Raw genomic sequence first — 16,520 nt, forward strand, 5'->3', positions numbered from 1 at the left:
AGGCAATTGGCCTCTTCGCGAGCAAGCTCGCTCCCACAGGGTTATGGGGTGCAAACAGAATTCATGACCAACCGGGCCATTGTGGGAGCGAGCTTGCTCGCGATGAGGCCATTAAGTTCACCTCAAATCCCGCAGAGCTGACGCAACAGCTCGGTATCCAGATGCTTTTCCACCAGATCCGCCAGCCGCTCGATATCGCGCTCGCGCAAGCCGTGATAATCCACCTCCTGCACATCGCTCAATCCGGCCCAGCGCAGCAACGCGGCACTCGCCGCCGGCCCTTCGAACAGGCCATGCAGATAGGTGCCGAACACTTGTCCGTCAGCACTCTGTGCACCGTCGCAACGACCGTCATCCAGGTACACCGCCGCATTCTCCAGCGCCGGGCCGCTGGTCACGCCAGCATGAATTTCATAACCACTGACTTCAGCATTCTCAAGCGCCAACCGCCCACGCACATTGCGCAACTGCTTGTCGGCCTCAAGCATGGTTTCGAACGCCAGCAAGCCCAAACCGGCACTCGTGCCCGGCGCACCTTCAAGACCGAGCGGGTCATGCACCTGCTCACCGAGCATCTGCAGACCGCCACAAATCCCCAACACTTTGCCGCCATAACGCAGATGCCGGTTGATCGCCGAATCCCAACCATTGGCACGCAAATACGCCAGATCGCTGCACACGCTTTTCGAGCCCGGCAGAATGATCAGGTCAGCAGCAGGAATCGCCTGCCCCGGCCCGACAAATTGCAGATCGACCTGAGGATGCAAGCGCAGCGGATCGAAGTCGGTGTGGTTGCTGATGCGCGGCAATACCGGCACTACCACTTTCAAGACTTGTTCGGCCTTGTCGGTCTGGCGCTGATCGATGCCGTCCTCGGCCTCCAGATGCAGATCCATCACGTACGGCAACACGCCCACCACCGGTTTTCCGGTGCGTTGTTCCAGCCAGTCGAGGCCCGGTTGCAGCAAGGCGATGTCACCGCGAAAACGGTTGATGATGAATCCTTTGACCCGCGCCTGTTCGCTCGGCGACAGCAACTCCAGGGTGCCGACCAGATGCGCGAAAACCCCGCCACGATTGATGTCGGCAATCAGCAACACCGGGCAATCCACCGCTTCGGCAAAGCCCATGTTGGCGATGTCGCCCGCGCGCAGATTGATCTCGGCCGGCGAGCCCGCGCCTTCGACCATCACCAGCGGATAGGCGGCGCTGAGTCGCTCGTGAGAAGCCAAAACAGATTTCATCGCGATGGCTTTGTAGTCGTGGTACGCCACGGCATTCATCGACGTCACCGCGCGACCATGAATGATCACTTGCGCGCCGGTGTCGCTGTTCGGCTTGAGCAGCACCGGGTTCATATCGGTGTGCGGCTCAAGAAACGCCGCTTGCGCCTGCACCGCTTGTGCACGGCCGATCTCACCACCATCCGCCGTTACTGCACTGTTCAGCGCCATGTTCTGCGGCTTGAACGGGACGACTGCCACGCCCTGCCGGGTCGCCCAGCGGCACAGCGCCGTCACCAGTGTGCTTTTGCCGGCGTCGGAAGTGGTGCCCTGCACCATCAGCGTGGTCATGGCTTGTCCTTGGTAAACGCGATTAAAGCGTGTTCGAGACGCGCCTCTTCAGCCGCATTGGCGGGCAAGCCAAAACGCAAACTGCTGTTGTGGGTAAAGATGCGCAGGAGAATGCCGCGACGGGCCATGAAGGCGTGCAACACCTCGGCGTGTTCGGTGATCAGCCACTGGAACAGCGCGCAACCGCCCTGCGGCTTGAAGCCATAGCGTTCAAGCAGCGCTGCCAGTCGTTCGCTGGCTTCATCACTGCGAATCCGTTGCCGTGTGTGCCCTTCAGTGTCTTGCAGACACACTTGGCCAAGCACTCGGGTTGGCCCGCTCACGGCCCATGGCCCGACCTGTTCGGCGAGCAGTTTGAGCAACTTGCGCTCGGCCAGGACAAAGCCCAGACGCACCCCGGCCAGACCGAAAAACTTGCCGAACGAACGCAACACGATCAGCCCGACCTGATGCGCATGCGGTGCCAGACTCAGTTGCGGCGTGTTGTCCATGAACGCTTCATCGACCACCAGCCAGCCACCGCGTCGGGCGAGCCGCGCATGCCAGTCGAGCAACCGTGCCGGGGTCAGGCTCAGGCCGGTCGGATTGTTCGGATTGACTACCACCAGCACGTCGAGACTGTCGAGAAAGAACTCGACTTCCTGCTCCAGCACCTCGCGCACGATATAACCACTGCGCCGCCACGCTTCGGCATGTTCGGCATAACACGGCGACAACACACCAACCTTGCCGGCGCGGCGCAAACGCGGCAGCAACTGGATAGCCATCTGCGAACCGGCCACCGGCAACACCTGCGCGGCGCCGTAGTAATCACACGCGGCTTGCTCCAGACCGTCATCGGTTTCCGGCAAGCGCGCCCAGGCGCGCAGCGGGATTTCCGGGATCGGAAATGGCCATGGCGCGAGGCCGCTGGACAGGTCGAGCCAGTCCGCCTCGGCAATGCCGTAATCGTGTGCAGCCTTGCGCAGCCGGCCACCGTGCTCAAGCATAGAATTCAGCCCCCACGCAGAGAATCAGCAGCCATAACCATACGCCGCGCTGGACCAATTGCCAGCCACGGTCGATGGAATCTGCGTCAGCCGCTGCGCCCTCGCCAAGCTGAGGACGGTCGTGAAGTTCACCGTGATAAATCGCCGGACCGCCCAATTCCACGCCCAGCGCACCAGCGCCCGCCGCCATCACCGGACCGGCGTTGGGGCTGTCCCATTTCGGCGCCTGTGTGCGCCAGCATTTCAATGCGAGTCGGGTTTTGCCGAGCAGTGCGTAGGTCAACGCCACCAGACGCGCAGGAATGTAGTTGAGCACGTCGTCGATTTTCGCTGCGGCCCAACCGAAACGCTCGAAGCGTTCGTTGCGGTAGCCCCACATCGCATCGAGCGTGTTGCTCAAGCGATAGAGCACAACGCCCGGCGCACCCGCCACGACAAACCAGAACAGCGCGGCAAACACCGCGTCACTGCCGTTTTCCAGCACTGACTCAGTGGCAGCGCGAGCGACGGCAGTGCTGTCGAGTTCATCGGTCTGACGACTGACCAGATAGCCGACTCGCTTGCGCGCCTCATCCAGATCATCCGCACGTAAAGCAGCAGCCACCGGCGCGACATGCTCACCGAGGCTGCGCATGCCGAGGGCGCAATACAACGCGAGAATCTCAACGACCCAACCCACGTACGGCGCCCAGGAAAACGCCGTGGCGAGCAAGGTCAGCGGCAGCACCGCGATCACCCACGCGGTGACGCCATGGCTGCGCCAGCCCCGGCCAGCGGCGTTGAAACGTTGCTCGATGCGCCCGGCAAAATTGCCGAACGCCACCAGCGGATGCCAGCGTTTCGGTTCACCGAACAGCGCATCCAGCGCCACTGCGGCGACACTCAACAACGCCACACTCATTGACTCACTCCCCAATAATTTTCATACAGCAACTCATTGAGCGGACGCGCCTGCGCCCACCCTTCGAGTACCAGCATCGGCGCCGGATAGAATTCCTTGACCGGGCCCAGACACAAAACCGCCAGCGGCTTGGCGCCTTCAGGCAGTTTAAGCAGATCGGCCAGCGCCTGCGGTTCGAACAGCGAAACCCAGCCCATGCCCAGACCTTCGGCGCGCGAGGCCAGCCACAGATTCTGGATCGCGCAGGACAGCGAGGCCATGTCCATTTCCGGCAGCGTGCGGCGACCGAAGATGTGTTTTTCGCGATCGTCCATCAGCGCCGCGACCAGCACTTCGGCGCAATCGTGGATGCCTTCGACCTTGAGCTTCATAAACTCGTCGCTGCGCTCGCCGAGCGCTTCAGCGGTGCGGACGCGCTCTTCTTCGACGAGATTCTGGATCTGGCCGCGTAAAGTTCGGTCGCTGATGCGAATGAAGCGCCAAGGCTGCATCAGGCCGACGCTTGGCGCCTGGTGGGCGGCTTCCAAGAGTCGGCGCAACAGCTCCGGCTCGACGCTGCCACCGGTGAAGTGGCGCATGTCGCGGCGTTCGGCGATGGCTCTGTAAACCGCTTCGCGCTCGGCTTCGGAGAATGCGTTGTCGGTCATGGCCTCTTCGCGAGCAAGCTCGCTCCCACATTGGACGGGGTGCTTGCTCAAGAAACACGATCCCCTGTGGGAGCGAGCTTGCTCGCGAAGGCGGCCTCACGGTCTGGCACAAACAATGCGGCAATCGCAGTCGGATTCGACGGGAAATAGAAGTGCACATAAGAAGCCGTCATCCGCCCATCCCGATAAACCGCCTCGGCACCGCGCCCGCCATTCGGGCTCAAGCCACGGGCAATCGGCGTCAGCTCGGTGGTGGTCAGCGAATGATGATAAGTGTGCCCGCGCAACGAGCCTTCCGGCAGATCCACAGCTTGCAGCGCCAGTGCCGCCAGACGCTTTTGCATCACCGCGTCGCCCTTGAGCAACCCGACCAGTTCAGCACGCGTACCTTCAACATCGGTCAGCGAGTCGAGCAAATAAAGCATCCCGCCACATTCAGCGAGCAACGGTTTCCCCGCCGCATGATGCGCACGGATCGCCTCAACCATCGCGGTGTTTTGCGACAACGCAACGTGATGCAGTTCCGGATAACCACCGGGCAGATACAAGCTGTCCGCTTCAGGTAATTGCGTATCGCGAATCGGCGAGAAGAAACTCAGCTCGGCGCCCATCGCGCGCAACAGATCGAGACTCGCTCCATAGGTGAAGGCAAACGCCTCATCACGCGCAACGGCAATGCGCACACCCTTCAGCAGCGGCTCGACAGCGATGACGTCAGGCGCGGCGAACTCCACGGCCGGTGGCAGCGCTACCTCGCAACTGCTGGCCAGTGCGTCGGCAGCGGCGTCGAGACGCACATCCAGGTCATTCAGTTCGCTGGCCTGCACCAGACCGAGATGGCGGCTCGGCAGTTCGATGCCAGTCTCGCGGGACAACGCGCCGTACCAACGCAGACCTTCCGTGAGACTGCCTTCGAGCAATTGCGCATGGCGCAAGGTGCCGACACGATTGGCCAACACGCCGGCAAATGGCAAATCCGGTTGATACTTCGCCAGGCCCAGCGCCAGCGCACCAAAGGTCTGCGCCATCGCCGTGCCGTCGATCACACCGAGCACCGGCACACCGAAGTGCCGCGCCAGATCGGCGCTGGAAGGCGTGCCGTCGAACAGGCCCATCACGCCTTCGATCAGAATCAGATCCGCCTCATTGGCGGCTTCCCACAACAGGCGACGACTTTCCTGCTCGCCGACCATCCACATGTCCAGTTGATACACCGGCGCACCGCTGGCGCGCTCGAGAATCATCGGGTCGAGAAAGTCCGGACCGCATTTGAACACGCGCACCTTGCGCCCCTGATTGCGATGCAAACGGGCGAGCGCGGCGGTGACGGTGGTCTTGCCCTGACCGGAGGCCGGCGCGGCGATGAGGACCGCCGGGCAGTGACGTGGTTGATTCAAAGTTCGACGCCTTTCTGCGCTTTGATGCCGGCCTGGAAGGCGTGTTTGAGCATGCCCATTTCAGTCACGGTGTCGCCCATTTCGATCATTTCCGGCTTGGCCGCGCGACCGGTGACGATTACGTGCTGCATCGGCGGACGCGCCTGCAGATCGCTGAGCACCTGATCGAGATCGAGATAACCGTGCTTGAGGGCGATGTTGAGTTCGTCGAGCACCACCAGACCGATCGACGGATCGCGCAGCAGTTCGCGGGAAACGGCCCACGCGGCTTCGGCGGCGGCGATGTCGCGCTGACGATCCTGGGTTTCCCAGGTGAAACCTTCGCCCATCACGTGGAAACGCACCTGCTCTGGGAAGCGGCGGAAGAACAACTCCTCACCGGTGCTGTTACGGCCCTTGATGAACTGCACCACACCGCACTGCATGCCGTGGCCCATGGCGCGGGCGAGCATGCCGAAGGCCGAGCTGCTTTTACCTTTGCCGTTGCCGGTCAGCACCAGCACCAGGCCGCACTCATCGGGCGAGTTGGCGATGCGTTCATCGATCACGGCTTTTTTGCGCTGCATACGCGCCAGGTGGCGTTCGTCGCGCTCGGGGGAATCAGTCATGGGGGAGCTCTCCGTTGGGGCTGGATAACGGCGGGCAGGCACAAGAATAGACGGCAAAAAGCCTGGCATCGCCCACCGTGATGCCGCTGGATGGATCAGGCCGGTCTCCGGGCTCATGAGCGGCGTTTCGCCTGACTGCGCGCCTTCCCGCTTCTTTCGAGGCAGTGGCTCAAGGCGCAGTTTTCACTCATTTACCGTTGCGGGGGCAGCGCCGGGATCGTGGTGGCTCTTCGCTTGAAGACAACCCTCACCGGCTTCCCTGTTTCACTCTGTCGACACTGGTCACAGAGCACCTGAAACAAGCCGCGAAGGTTAGAGGGTTGGGGGTGGAGCGTCAATTAAAGAGGCGGTCAGCGGGCGAATAACTGCCGTCGATCAATTATCTGACGCCAATCTTGTGCCACACTGATACAAATGATATCAAAGAGCCATGCTTTTCCCGAAAAGCCCACTACAACAATAAAGGATGATGACGATGCAAGGCATGATCATCAGCAACCCGCGCCTGGAATTCCTGCGCCCGGTGCTTGAACGCTGGTTTGACTGTATCGACCGTTACAACGCCGTGCGCGGCGACAGCGACACGCCTTACTGGCATGACGAGAAAGCCAATCTCGGATTGCTCTCGGCCGCAGCCTGGATGGCTGAGCTGGTCACTTTGAATGACACTGCCACGCGCAAACAGAATGAAGAAGGCGAGCGCAATGCCCGCGCCGATCTGTTTCTCGCCGGTGCCGAAGACCGCGCCTTTATCCAGGCCACTCAGCGCTGGCCAAAGGTCACCAACCTGAATCTGACTCAAGCTCTGCTGGACATCACCAACGACGCCAAGCGCATCAGTTATGCCAGCGACCTCAAGCTCGGCTGCCTGTTTGTCGCGCCGCAAAAAGCCCAGCACAGCGCCAGCCCCGAAGAGCTGCAAGACATGGTCGACGACCTGCAAAAGGAACACACCTGCGCGGTCGCCTGGTATTTCCCCTACGCCTACCGCAAATTGCGCAGCGAAGCCGGCAACTATCACCCGGGCATTGCCGTGCTGTTCAAGGAAGCCCGCGGCTGAGCAGTTGAACCATCGGGCTTGCGCCCTCCTCTATGATTAGGAATGCATTCATAGGGAAGATCAGCAATGCGCAAGCCCCAGCTCGTTTTTGTCATCGCCTTCGCCGGAGGTCTCGCCGCCTGCGGTGAAACCTCCAGCCTGCAAGTCTCCGACGGCACCGGCCCGTCACCGAAATTACCTGAACCAAACAAGACCCTGATTCCGACGGTGAACATCGCCCCGGCGATCGGCTGGCCCGCGGGCGGCAAACCGACCGCAGCGGCCGGTACTCAGGTGGCAGCCTTCGCTGAAGGCCTCGATCATCCGCGCTGGCTCTATGTGCTACCCAATGGCGATGTGCTGGTGGCGGAAACCAACGCCCCGCCGAAGCCTGATGACAGCAGCGGCATTCGTGGCTGGGTGATGAAAAAGGTCATGGGCAAGGCTGGCGCTGGCGTACCGAGTCCGAACCGCATCACCCTGCTGCGTGACGCCGATCATGATGGCGTCGCGGAAACACGCACGGTGTTTCTGCAGAACCTCAACTCGCCGTTCGGCATGACCCTGGTCGGCAATGATCTGTACGTCGCCGATACCGATCGCCTGCTGCGCTTCAACTACGAACCCGGCGCGACCGAGATCAAATCGCAGCCAATCAAGGTAGTCGATCTGCCGGGCGGTACGCTGAATCACCACTGGACCAAAAACGTCATTGCCAGCAAGGACGGCAGCAAGCTGTACGTCACTGTCGGATCGAACAGCAACGTCGGCGAAAATGGTCTGGATAAAGAAGAAGGCCGCGCAGCGATCTGGGAAGTCGATCGGGCGACCGGCAATCACCGCATCTTCGCCTCGGGCATCCGCAACCCCAATGGCCTGGCCTGGGAACCCACCAGTGGGGCGCTGTGGACAGCCGTCAACGAGCGTGACGAGATCGGCAGTGATCTGGTGCCGGACTACATCACTTCAGTGAAGGACGGTGGTTTCTATGGCTGGCCGTTCAGTTACTACGGTCAGCATGTCGATGTCCGCGTTACGCCGCAAAACCCCGATCTGGTGGCCAAAGCCATCGCCCCGGATTACGCGATCGGGCCGCACACTGCCTCGTTGGGCCTGAGTTTTGCCGACGGCAACAAATTGCCAGCGCAGTTCAAGGAAGGCGCATTCATCGGTCAGCACGGCTCGTGGAACCGCAAGCCGCACAGTGGCTACAAGGTGATTTTCGTGCCGTTTACCGGTGGCAAGCCAAGCGGCAAACCGGTGGATGTCCTGACCGGGTTCCTCGACAAGGACGAGAATGCTTTGGGTCGGCCGGTGGGCGTGGTGATCGACCAGCAAGGTGGCTTGCTGGTAGCGGATGATGTTGGCAACAAGGTGTGGCGAGTGTCGGCCAGCAAATAGTTTTCGCCATGCACAAACAACTGTAGGAGTGAGCCTGCTCGCGATAGCGGTCGATCATTCAACATTGATGTTGAATGTGACACCGTCATCGCGAGCAGGCTCACTCCTACACATTAGATTTTGGGCAACTTGAATTACGGGTTATGCGCCAGATGCTCCGGCTGCAGCACCCGCTTGGCACTCAGATAAGCCTTCTGCCAATACGCCTTCGACAGGCTGTCCAGCTTCACCGTGCCGCCCGTGGCTGGCGCGTGCACAAAGCGCCCTTCGCCGACGTAAATCCCCGCGTGACTGACCTGCGAACCGCCATTGGTGGCGAAGAAGATCAGGTCGCCAGTCTGCAAGCCTTCCTTGCCGACGTTCGGCGCCTGCATGACGATCATTTCGCGCGTGGAACGTGGCAACGAAATCCCCGCCGCATCGCGGTAGACAAAACCGATCAGGCCACTGCAATCAAACCCCGAATCCGGCGTGTTACCGCCCCAGCGATAAGGCGTGCCGACCAGGCCAAGCGCGCGAAACAGCACGTCTTCAGCAGCCGGTGAAAAAGCTTGGGAGGGGCCGAATACGACCGGGGCGCGAACCACCGGCGCAGGTGGCGGCGTGCGACTGGCGCAGGCGCTGAGCAGCGCTATGCAGAGCATCAATGTGAGGCGGGCCGACATCGTCATAAGCAGAACATCCTGATCTGGCTGCGGCTTTTTCTGCCGATGGACAGAAAACAAAACCGCCTGCGTGAGCACGCAGGCGGTTTGCCATCAATATAGATACAGGATTCTAGCGGCTACGCGGCAAACTTCAAGTAAGACTTTAACTTCACCTTGTAAAGTCTAGGTCTACTCCGTTGCCGGGAGCCTGATTGTCGCCGCGAACGCAGCGACAACGGGGATTACTTGCGAGCGGTAACGACCGTCGGAGCGTTGGCCAATGCGCGTTTCGCTTCGATGAAAGTCTTGCTCCAGTAGCTGTCACCCAGGCTGTCGATGCGAACACCGCCGCTGCGACGACTGCTGGAGTGGATGAACTGGTTGTCACCCAGGTAGATCCCGGCGTGGCTGACACGACCGCGACGACCATTGGTGGCGAAAAACAGCAGATCGCCCGGCTCAAGGTTGCTGCGCGAGACCAGCGGAGCATCAACGTTGATCATTTCGCGGGTCGAGCGTGGCAGGTTCATGCCGGCTTCTTCGCGGAACAGGTAGCCGATAAAACCGCTGCAATCGAAGCCGGCTTCAGAGGTACCGCCAAAACGGTAACGGGTACCGATCAGGGACATGCCGCGCTCAAGGATGCTGTCGGCCAGAACAGGAAGCTGATAAGGCTTCTTGCCATTGAATTCGTTGAGTTCTTTTTCGGTGTCCAGTTCTTCCTGGTAAATAACGGAAGACTGGGCCGTGGCAGAATTTTTAACCTGTTGAGGCTGCTCTTGAACTGGAGAATGAGCAGCGCAACCGTACAACAGGGTGACGAGTGCGAGAGGCACGAGGGGTGCGAAGCGCTTTAGCATGGGCACGACCGTGGCTGATAGTTGTAAAGAAGCCGAGACTATGCCCGCTATCAACCTCATTTGCAAATTCAATCGATCTTTTTGTGACTTCTCGGTTTCTCGTTTACATCTAAGCGCTTAAGCCCATTTGAACCGATACGCGGCCTGCACACCGTGCAGGAAAGCGGATTTTGTGGCGCCTGAAATATGCCGAAACACGCTGAAAGCCGCGCCGTTACCAGCCTAGCGTTTCTTTCAGGAAGGGGATGGTCAGCTTGCGTTGAGCCTGCAACGAGGCCTGATCGAGCTGTTCAAGCAAGTCAAACAACGCACTCATGCTGCGGGTGCCGCGAGTCAAAATAAAATGCCCGACTTCATCGGTCAGGTGCAGACCGCGACGCGACGCGCGCAATTGCAAGGCGCGCAATTTGTCTTCATCGGAAAGCGGACGCATCTGGAAAATCAGCGCCAGGGTCAGGCGCGATTTCAAGTCAGCCAGTTTGACCGGCAGTTCACGCGGAGAGGTCGAGGCGGCGATCAGCAAGCGCCGACCACTGTCACGCAGACGGTTGAACAGATGAAACATCGCCTCTTCCCAGTCAGCCTTGCCGGCGATCACCTGCAAGTCATCCAGGCAAACCAGTTCGTACTGTTCAAGGTTATCGAGGATTTCGACGCCGCGATCCATCAACTCGGCCAACGGCAAGTACACCGCCGGCTCCCCCATCTGCTCGAATCGCAGACACGCCGCCTGCAACAGATGCGTACGCCCTACGCCGTGTTTGCCCCACAGGTAGATCAGGCTTTCTGTCCAGCCGGCGTCGGCTTCGCATAGACGCTCGACATAGCCGAGTGCAGCGGCATTGGCGCCTGGGTAGTAGTTGATGAAGGTGGCGTCGTCACGCAGACGCACACCTAGGGGCAGCTGAATCGGTTTCATGCTGACTGAACAGTTCTCAAGGAACCGTTAGTGGCCTCTGTGTAAAGTTTGCGAAGTTTATACCCGTGAAGCTGAGCGCACAATGCGACAGAGTCCAAGCAAAATCAAAGGTTTGCGTTAACACGCTGGTTTTATGACAGATTCTTTGGCGCCAGCGCCTGCAGGACACGGGCCAACCCGGCGATTCGCCGGGTTGGCCCGCACCATTACAACTGCGGATCGTCAACGCCACTATAGATGTCGGAATCCTTGTACAAGTCGTGCACATGGCGCACCAGCACCATGATCACCGCCGCCACCGGCAATGCCAGCAGCACACCGGTGAAACCGAACAGCTCACCGCCAGCCAGAATCGCGAAGATCACCGCCACCGGATGCAGACCGATGCGGTCGCCGACTAGCAACGGCGTCAGCACCATGCCTTCCAGCGCCTGACCGACCATGAACACCGCGACGATCCCGACCATCGGGTACAGATCGCCACCGAACTGGAACAACCCGGCAATCAGTGCCGCGCCAATACCGATCACGAAGCCCATGTACGGCACGATCGCCGCCAGACCCGCGATCAGACCGATCAACAGCCCCAGCTCCAGCCCGACAATCATCAGGCCTGCCGCGTAGATCACGCCCAGCGCCAGCATCACCAGCAACTGACCGCGAACGAATGCGCCCAACACCTCATGACATTCGCCGGCCAGCGCGACCACACGTTCTTCGCGATCACGCGGCAGCAGGCTGCGGATCTTGGCCATCATCACGTCCCAATCGCGCAGCAGGTAGAAACTCACCACCGGGATCAGCACCAGATTCGCCAGCCAGCCAATCAGCGCCAGACTCGAAGCGGTCGCCTGACTCAGCACCACACTGACAATGTCGGTGGTCTGGCCCATGTGTTCGCTGATCGCCGCTTTGACCTTGTCGAACTTCCAGAAACCGTCCGAAAGCCCCAGCTTGGCCTGTGCCCACGGCAACGCCGTGTGTTGCAACCAGTCGAGCATTTGCGGCGCCAACTCGTACAGACGCAGCAACTGCTTAGCGAGCATCGGCACCAGCACCAGCAGCAGCGCGGTGACGATCAAGGTGAACAGAGCAAACACCGCGATCACGCCCCAAGTACGCGACAAACCGAGCCGCTCCAGGCGATCCACCAGCGGATCGAACAGATAAGCCAGCAGCAGCGCCACCAGAAACGGCGTGAGGATCGGGTGCAGCAACCAGACAAATGCGCAAAGCAGGACTACCCCACCGAGCCAGAACCAACGCCGCGTATCGGCCATGTACCACTCCTGTTGCTTCTATATAAGGAAAGACTTACCAGCGAAACCGCAACGATGGTGCTGCCGGTGTCGGGGCCGGAGCCGCGACCGGGGCTGCACCTGCAACCGCGGGCTGTGGCGCTGAAACCTGCGCCGGCGCCTCGGCCGGCAGTTCCTGCAACTTCGCCAGCGACAACTGCGCACGCATCTGATCGGCACTGCCATTGACCCGATAGACGATGCGATCGCCGTCAACACTTTGCAGACGCACGCCAAACGGTTCGAGTAACCGCAACAGCGCCGCGTAATGCTCCAGATTCATACCTTGCACTTCCAGAGTCTGCTGTCCCGAAGCGCCGGGCTTGGCCACAAAACGTGGCGCCAGGCGCTCAGCCACCGCCAGCATCACCGCGTCCGCGACAGCAGCCTGATCGGCGCCCTGCACACTGCCCGCCTCTTTCTGATCGCCCAGCCACAAGTGCCACTTGGCTTGCCACTGCCCGCCTTCTTCACGGGCATGCACTGCCAGCAAAGCGTCAGCGTTGTAGCGTTCGGAGGCACCGCGCAACGGCGCCGGATCCGTGCCTTCCAGCGCCGGTGCCGTGGCTACCAGTTGCTCACTCAGGTCTGCCAACGGCAAACGCAATGGCAAGCCGCGATGCTGCGCAGCTGTACGCAACGGCGCAGCAGCGGCCTGACCGTCGCCAACCAGACTCGAACCCTCAGCCGAGTCGTTCAGCCACCAACTCAGGATCGACGGGCGACTGGCGCCCCACACCGCCAATCCGGCGCGTCGCAGCGCCTGCTCGGTGGTCGACGGATCGAAATCGACCTTCAGCACCTCCGGGGGGCCAGCATCAAAACCGAACTGACTGATGATCTGCTGCGGATCCTTGCGAATCGCCGCCAGCCCCGGGTTTTGCGCAGCTTTCGGATCGCCCGTCAAACGCAGCACCAAGGTATCCAGCGCTGCTTGGGTGGCGCGATCACGCTCCTCCGGTGCCTGGCCGTTGACCGGCTCACGCACTTGATAAAGGCCTTTGAGGTTTTCGGCGTGACTCGCCAGGCTGATCAGAGACAAACAACCCACAAACAACAATTTACAAAAACGCATGGAAAATTCCCGTCGACAGGAGCGGCTGGAACAGGCCGCGTGAATCGGTTGAGCAAGGCTGTGACAATCTGCCAGCACCAAACATTCACACGACAGCGGTAAGTTTTTGCACAGTGATAACGATAGACGGTTAATTGCCCCACCTTATACAGGCGTTCATTCGCCTCAATTGCAAAAAATTTCCGTGGATATGGCCCTGCCCGTCGGTGCGAGGATGGCCGCTGCCCCTCAAGCCTGATAAAATCGCGCGCCTTCGCAGACCGGCAACAGCCGGGCACCTCGAAACTCGCGTGAGGCCATCGCCCCGTCGATTTCGAAGTTCCCGCTGAACTCGGTCGTTACCCCTGAATCCCCTCCCCTAAAGGCCTGGATCATGAGCAAGCAACCCTCCCTGAGCTACAAGGACGCCGGTGTAGACATCGACGCCGGTGAAGCATTGGTCGAACGCATCAAGAGCGTCGCCAAGCGCACTGCGCGCCCGGAAGTCATGGGCGGCCTGGGCGGTTTCGGCGCCCTCTGCGAAATCCCGGCCGGCTACAAGCAGCCAGTGCTGGTTTCCGGCACCGACGGCGTCGGCACCAAGCTGCGTCTGGCGCTGAACCTGAACAAGCACGACAGCATCGGCATCGACCTGGTTGCCATGTGCGTGAACGACCTCGTGGTGTGCGGCGCAGAGCCACTGTTCTTCCTCGACTACTACGCCACCGGCAAACTGAACGTCGAGACCGCGACCCAAGTCGTGACCGGCATCGGCGCTGGCTGCGAACTGTCGGGTTGCTCGCTGGTTGGCGGCGAAACCGCTGAAATGCCTGGCATGTACGAAGGCGAAGACTACGACCTGGCCGGTTTCTGCGTCGGCGTCGTGGAAAAGTCGGAGATCATCGACGGCTCGAAAGTCGCCACCGGTGACGCGCTGATCGCGCTGCCATCGTCCGGCCCGCACTCCAACGGCTACTCGCTGATCCGCAAGATCATCGAAGTCTCCGGTGCCGACATCGAAAACATCCAGCTCGACGGCAAACCGCTGACCGACCTGCTGATGGCCCCGACCCGCATCTACGTGAAGCCGCTGCTCAAGCTGATCAAAGACACCGGCGCCGTCAAAGCCATGGCCCACATCACCGGTGGCGGCCTGCTCGACAACATCCCGCGCGTTCTGCCAAAAGGCGCTCAGGCGGTGGTTGACGTGGCTAGCTGGACTCGCCCGGCCGTATTCGATTGGCTGCAAGAGAAAGGCAACGTTGACGAGACCGAGATGCACCGCGTGCTGAACTGCGGCGTTGGCATGGTCATCTGCGTGGCTCAGGAGCACGTTGAAGTGGCGCTGAACACCCTGCGTGACGCCGGCGAACAGCCTTGGGTGATCGGTCAGATCGCTGCTGCCGCCGAAGGCGCAGCTCAGGTTGATCTGCAGAACCTTAAGGCTCATTAATGTCCGCAACCTGTGATGTCGTGGTGCTGTTGTCCGGCACCGGCAGTAACTTGCAGGCTCTGATCGACAGCACGCGGGCCGGCGACAACCCGGTCCGCATCGCTGCAGTGATTTCCAATCGCGCCGACGCCTACGGCCTGCAACGCGCCAGTGATGCGGGTATCGCCACCCGCTCGCTGGATCACAAGGCATTCGAAGGTCGCGAGGCCTTCGATGCTGCTCTGATCGAACTGATCGACGAATTCAATCCGAAACTCGTGGTACTGGCCGGCTTCATGCGCATTCTCAGCGCTGACTTCGTTCGCCACTACCAGGGTCGCCTGCTCAACATCCACCCGTCGCTGCTACCCAAATACAAAGGGTTACACACTCATCAGCGCGCGCTGGAGGCCGGCGACACTGAGCATGGCTGCTCCGTGCACTTCGTCACCGAGGAACTCGATGGCGGACCACTGGTCGTACAAGCAGTATTACCGGTAGAGTTGCACGACACGCCGCAGAGTCTTGCGCAGCGAGTCCACGTTCAGGAACACCTGATCTACCCGATGGCTGTTCGCTGGTTTGCCGAAGGCAGGCTGGCACTCGGTGAACACGGTGCTTTACTGGATGGCCAGTTACTCGCGGCCAGCGGCCACTTGATTCGACACTAGGAGATATTATGCGTCGCGCCCTGCTCTTCGCTTGCGCTCTGCTCGCCCTGCCCTTCGCGCAGGCAGCCGAACTTCAACCGTTCTCCGCCAGCTACACCGCCGACTGGAAGCAACTGCCCATGAGCGGCACCGCCGAGCGCAGTCTGGTCAAGGAAGCCAACGGCGTCTGGAAGCTCAGCTTCAAGGCCTCGATGATGATCGCCAGCCTGACTGAAGAAAGCACCCTGACCCTGGACAAGGACACTTTGCTGCCGCAGTCCTACCATTTTGAACGTGGTGGCCTGGGCAAAGCGAAAAAGGCTGATCTGGATTTCGACTGGAACAGCAAAATGGTCACCGGTACCGACCGTGGCGACGCGGTGAAAATCCCGCTGAACCGTGGCATGGTCGACAAGTCCACCTATCAGTTGGCACTGCAACATGACGTCGCTGCCGGCAAGAAGACCATGAGCTATCAAGTGGTCGATGACGGCGAAGTCGATACCTATGACTTCCGTGTACTGGGTTCGGAAAAAGTCGAAACCAAGGCCGGCAAGATCGATGCGATCAAGGTCGAGCGCGTGCGCGACCCGACGCAAAGCAAGCGCACCACCGTGCTGTGGTTCGCCAAGGACTGGGATTACTTGCTGGTTCGCCTGCAACAAGTCGAAACTGACGGCAAGGAGTACAACATCATGCTCCAGGACGGCACGGTCAACGGTAAAACCGTTAAAGGCAGTTGATCCGCCGCAAGAACAAAGAGCCCCGCGAAATGCGGGGCTTTTTTTGTCTGCGCTTTAGCCCGATTTTATGTGTCACCTTCACCCCTCACCCCAGCCCTCTCCCGAAGGAGAGGGAGCCGACCGAGATGTCTGGCGCTATGCATCGACCTGTAAGATCGAGTCGATTATGGATTCACCAAAGCAAGATCAGGTCGGTGTAACTCGCCAATCTCCCACGGTCAGTCCCCTTTCCCAATGGGAGAAGGAGCCGACCGAGATGTCTGGCGCCATACATCGACCTAAAAATCGAGTCGATTATGGATTCACCAAAGCAACATCAGGTCGGTGTAACTCGCCAATCTCCCACGGTCAGTCCCCTTTC

Annotated in this window: 16 protein-coding genes and 1 riboswitch; of the genes, 5 read left to right on the top strand and 11 right to left on the bottom strand. The window is 60.4% G+C overall.

The window, feature by feature from the left end; all coding sequences use genetic code 11:
* Window positions 1-122 precede the first annotated feature (122 nt).
* The 6 genes from HUW52_RS22665 to cobO are packed head-to-tail and all read right to left on the bottom strand — an operon-like array spanning window position 123 to window position 6,116.
* On the bottom strand, window positions 123-1,574 hold the full coding sequence (locus tag HUW52_RS22665) for a cobyric acid synthase (RefSeq protein ID WP_175554961.1): 1,452 nt from the start codon (window positions 1,572-1,574) through the stop codon (window positions 123-125).
* Window positions 1,571-2,563, bottom strand: coding sequence for a threonine-phosphate decarboxylase CobD (gene cobD, locus HUW52_RS22670; protein WP_175554962.1), 993 nt, complete (start codon window positions 2,561-2,563; stop codon window positions 1,571-1,573). The genes HUW52_RS22665 and cobD overlap by 4 nt, the downstream gene beginning before the upstream one ends.
* Complete coding sequence (gene cbiB / locus HUW52_RS22675; RefSeq protein ID WP_175554963.1) at window positions 2,556-3,464, bottom strand: adenosylcobinamide-phosphate synthase CbiB; 909 nt, start codon at window positions 3,462-3,464, stop codon at window positions 2,556-2,558. Before cbiB ends, cobD begins: the two co-directional genes overlap by 8 nt.
* Complete coding sequence (gene bluB / locus HUW52_RS22680) at window positions 3,461-4,111, bottom strand: 5,6-dimethylbenzimidazole synthase (RefSeq protein WP_016987853.1); 651 nt, start codon at window positions 4,109-4,111, stop codon at window positions 3,461-3,463. The genes cbiB and bluB overlap by 4 nt, the downstream gene beginning before the upstream one ends.
* Window positions 4,112-4,158: 47 nt before the next feature.
* The gene (locus HUW52_RS22685) at window positions 4,159-5,508 is read right to left on the bottom strand and encodes a cobyrinate a,c-diamide synthase (protein ID WP_175554964.1); all 1,350 of its coding nucleotides are present in this window, start codon (window positions 5,506-5,508) and stop codon (window positions 4,159-4,161) included.
* Entirely contained in the window at window positions 5,505-6,116 is a 612-nt protein-coding gene (gene cobO / locus HUW52_RS22690; RefSeq protein ID WP_003223053.1) for a cob(I)yrinic acid a,c-diamide adenosyltransferase, read from the bottom strand. The genes HUW52_RS22685 and cobO overlap by 4 nt, the downstream gene beginning before the upstream one ends.
* Window positions 6,117-6,196: 80 nt before the next feature.
* A riboswitch (cobalamin riboswitch) is annotated at window positions 6,197-6,428 on the bottom strand.
* Between the two features lie 163 nt (window positions 6,429-6,591).
* Between cobO and HUW52_RS22695 the strand changes: the two genes are divergently transcribed.
* Both HUW52_RS22695 and HUW52_RS22700 read left to right on the top strand, forming a co-directional pair.
* Window positions 6,592-7,176: a hypothetical protein gene (locus HUW52_RS22695; protein ID WP_077571724.1), complete on the top strand. Its 585-nt coding sequence runs from the start codon at window positions 6,592-6,594 to the stop codon at window positions 7,174-7,176.
* 66 nt (window positions 7,177-7,242) lie between these two features.
* Window positions 7,243-8,556, top strand: a complete 1,314-nt coding sequence (locus tag HUW52_RS22700; protein ID WP_175554965.1) for a sorbosone dehydrogenase family protein — start codon at window positions 7,243-7,245, stop codon at window positions 8,554-8,556.
* 134 nt (window positions 8,557-8,690) lie between these two features.
* On the opposite strand, the gene HUW52_RS22705 is transcribed toward HUW52_RS22700, so the two are convergent.
* From HUW52_RS22705 to HUW52_RS22725, 5 genes are all read right to left on the bottom strand, one after another.
* Window positions 8,691-9,227, bottom strand: a complete 537-nt coding sequence (locus tag HUW52_RS22705) for a C40 family peptidase (protein WP_016987857.1) — start codon at window positions 9,225-9,227, stop codon at window positions 8,691-8,693.
* Between the two features lie 218 nt (window positions 9,228-9,445).
* Window positions 9,446-10,063 carry a C40 family peptidase gene (locus tag HUW52_RS22710; RefSeq protein ID WP_007919826.1) on the bottom strand — a complete coding sequence of 206 codons (618 nt, stop codon included), beginning with the start codon at window positions 10,061-10,063 and terminating at the stop codon, window positions 9,446-9,448.
* A 214-nt stretch (window positions 10,064-10,277) separates the two neighbouring features.
* Window positions 10,278-10,982 (bottom strand): DnaA regulatory inactivator Hda, encoded by a 705-nt coding sequence (gene hda / locus HUW52_RS22715; protein ID WP_007919828.1) that lies wholly within the window; start codon window positions 10,980-10,982, stop codon window positions 10,278-10,280.
* Window positions 10,983-11,188: 206 nt separating this feature from the next.
* Window positions 11,189-12,262 (bottom strand): AI-2E family transporter, encoded by a 1,074-nt coding sequence (locus HUW52_RS22720; RefSeq protein WP_016987858.1) that lies wholly within the window; start codon window positions 12,260-12,262, stop codon window positions 11,189-11,191.
* A gap of 34 nt (window positions 12,263-12,296) precedes the next feature.
* The gene (locus tag HUW52_RS22725; protein ID WP_175554966.1) at window positions 12,297-13,355 is read right to left on the bottom strand and encodes a DUF2066 domain-containing protein; all 1,059 of its coding nucleotides are present in this window, start codon (window positions 13,353-13,355) and stop codon (window positions 12,297-12,299) included.
* 373 nt (window positions 13,356-13,728) lie between these two features.
* Here HUW52_RS22725 and purM point away from each other — a divergent pair, with 373 nt between their 5' ends.
* The 3 genes from purM to HUW52_RS22740 are packed head-to-tail and all read left to right on the top strand — an operon-like array spanning window position 13,729 to window position 16,159.
* Window positions 13,729-14,787 (top strand): phosphoribosylformylglycinamidine cyclo-ligase, encoded by a 1,059-nt coding sequence (purM, locus tag HUW52_RS22730; protein WP_016987861.1) that lies wholly within the window; start codon window positions 13,729-13,731, stop codon window positions 14,785-14,787.
* On the top strand, window positions 14,787-15,437 hold the full coding sequence (gene purN / locus HUW52_RS22735; protein WP_016987862.1) for a phosphoribosylglycinamide formyltransferase: 651 nt from the start codon (window positions 14,787-14,789) through the stop codon (window positions 15,435-15,437). Before purM ends, purN begins: the two co-directional genes overlap by 1 nt.
* Before the next feature lie 8 nt (window positions 15,438-15,445).
* Window positions 15,446-16,159, top strand: coding sequence for a DUF3108 domain-containing protein (locus tag HUW52_RS22740; protein ID WP_034156239.1), 714 nt, complete (start codon window positions 15,446-15,448; stop codon window positions 16,157-16,159).
* Window positions 16,160-16,520 lie beyond the last annotated feature (361 nt).

The organism is Pseudomonas sp. 43A (genome assembly GCF_013363935.1).
Lineage (GTDB): Bacteria > Pseudomonadota > Gammaproteobacteria > Pseudomonadales > Pseudomonadaceae > Aquipseudomonas > Aquipseudomonas crudilactis.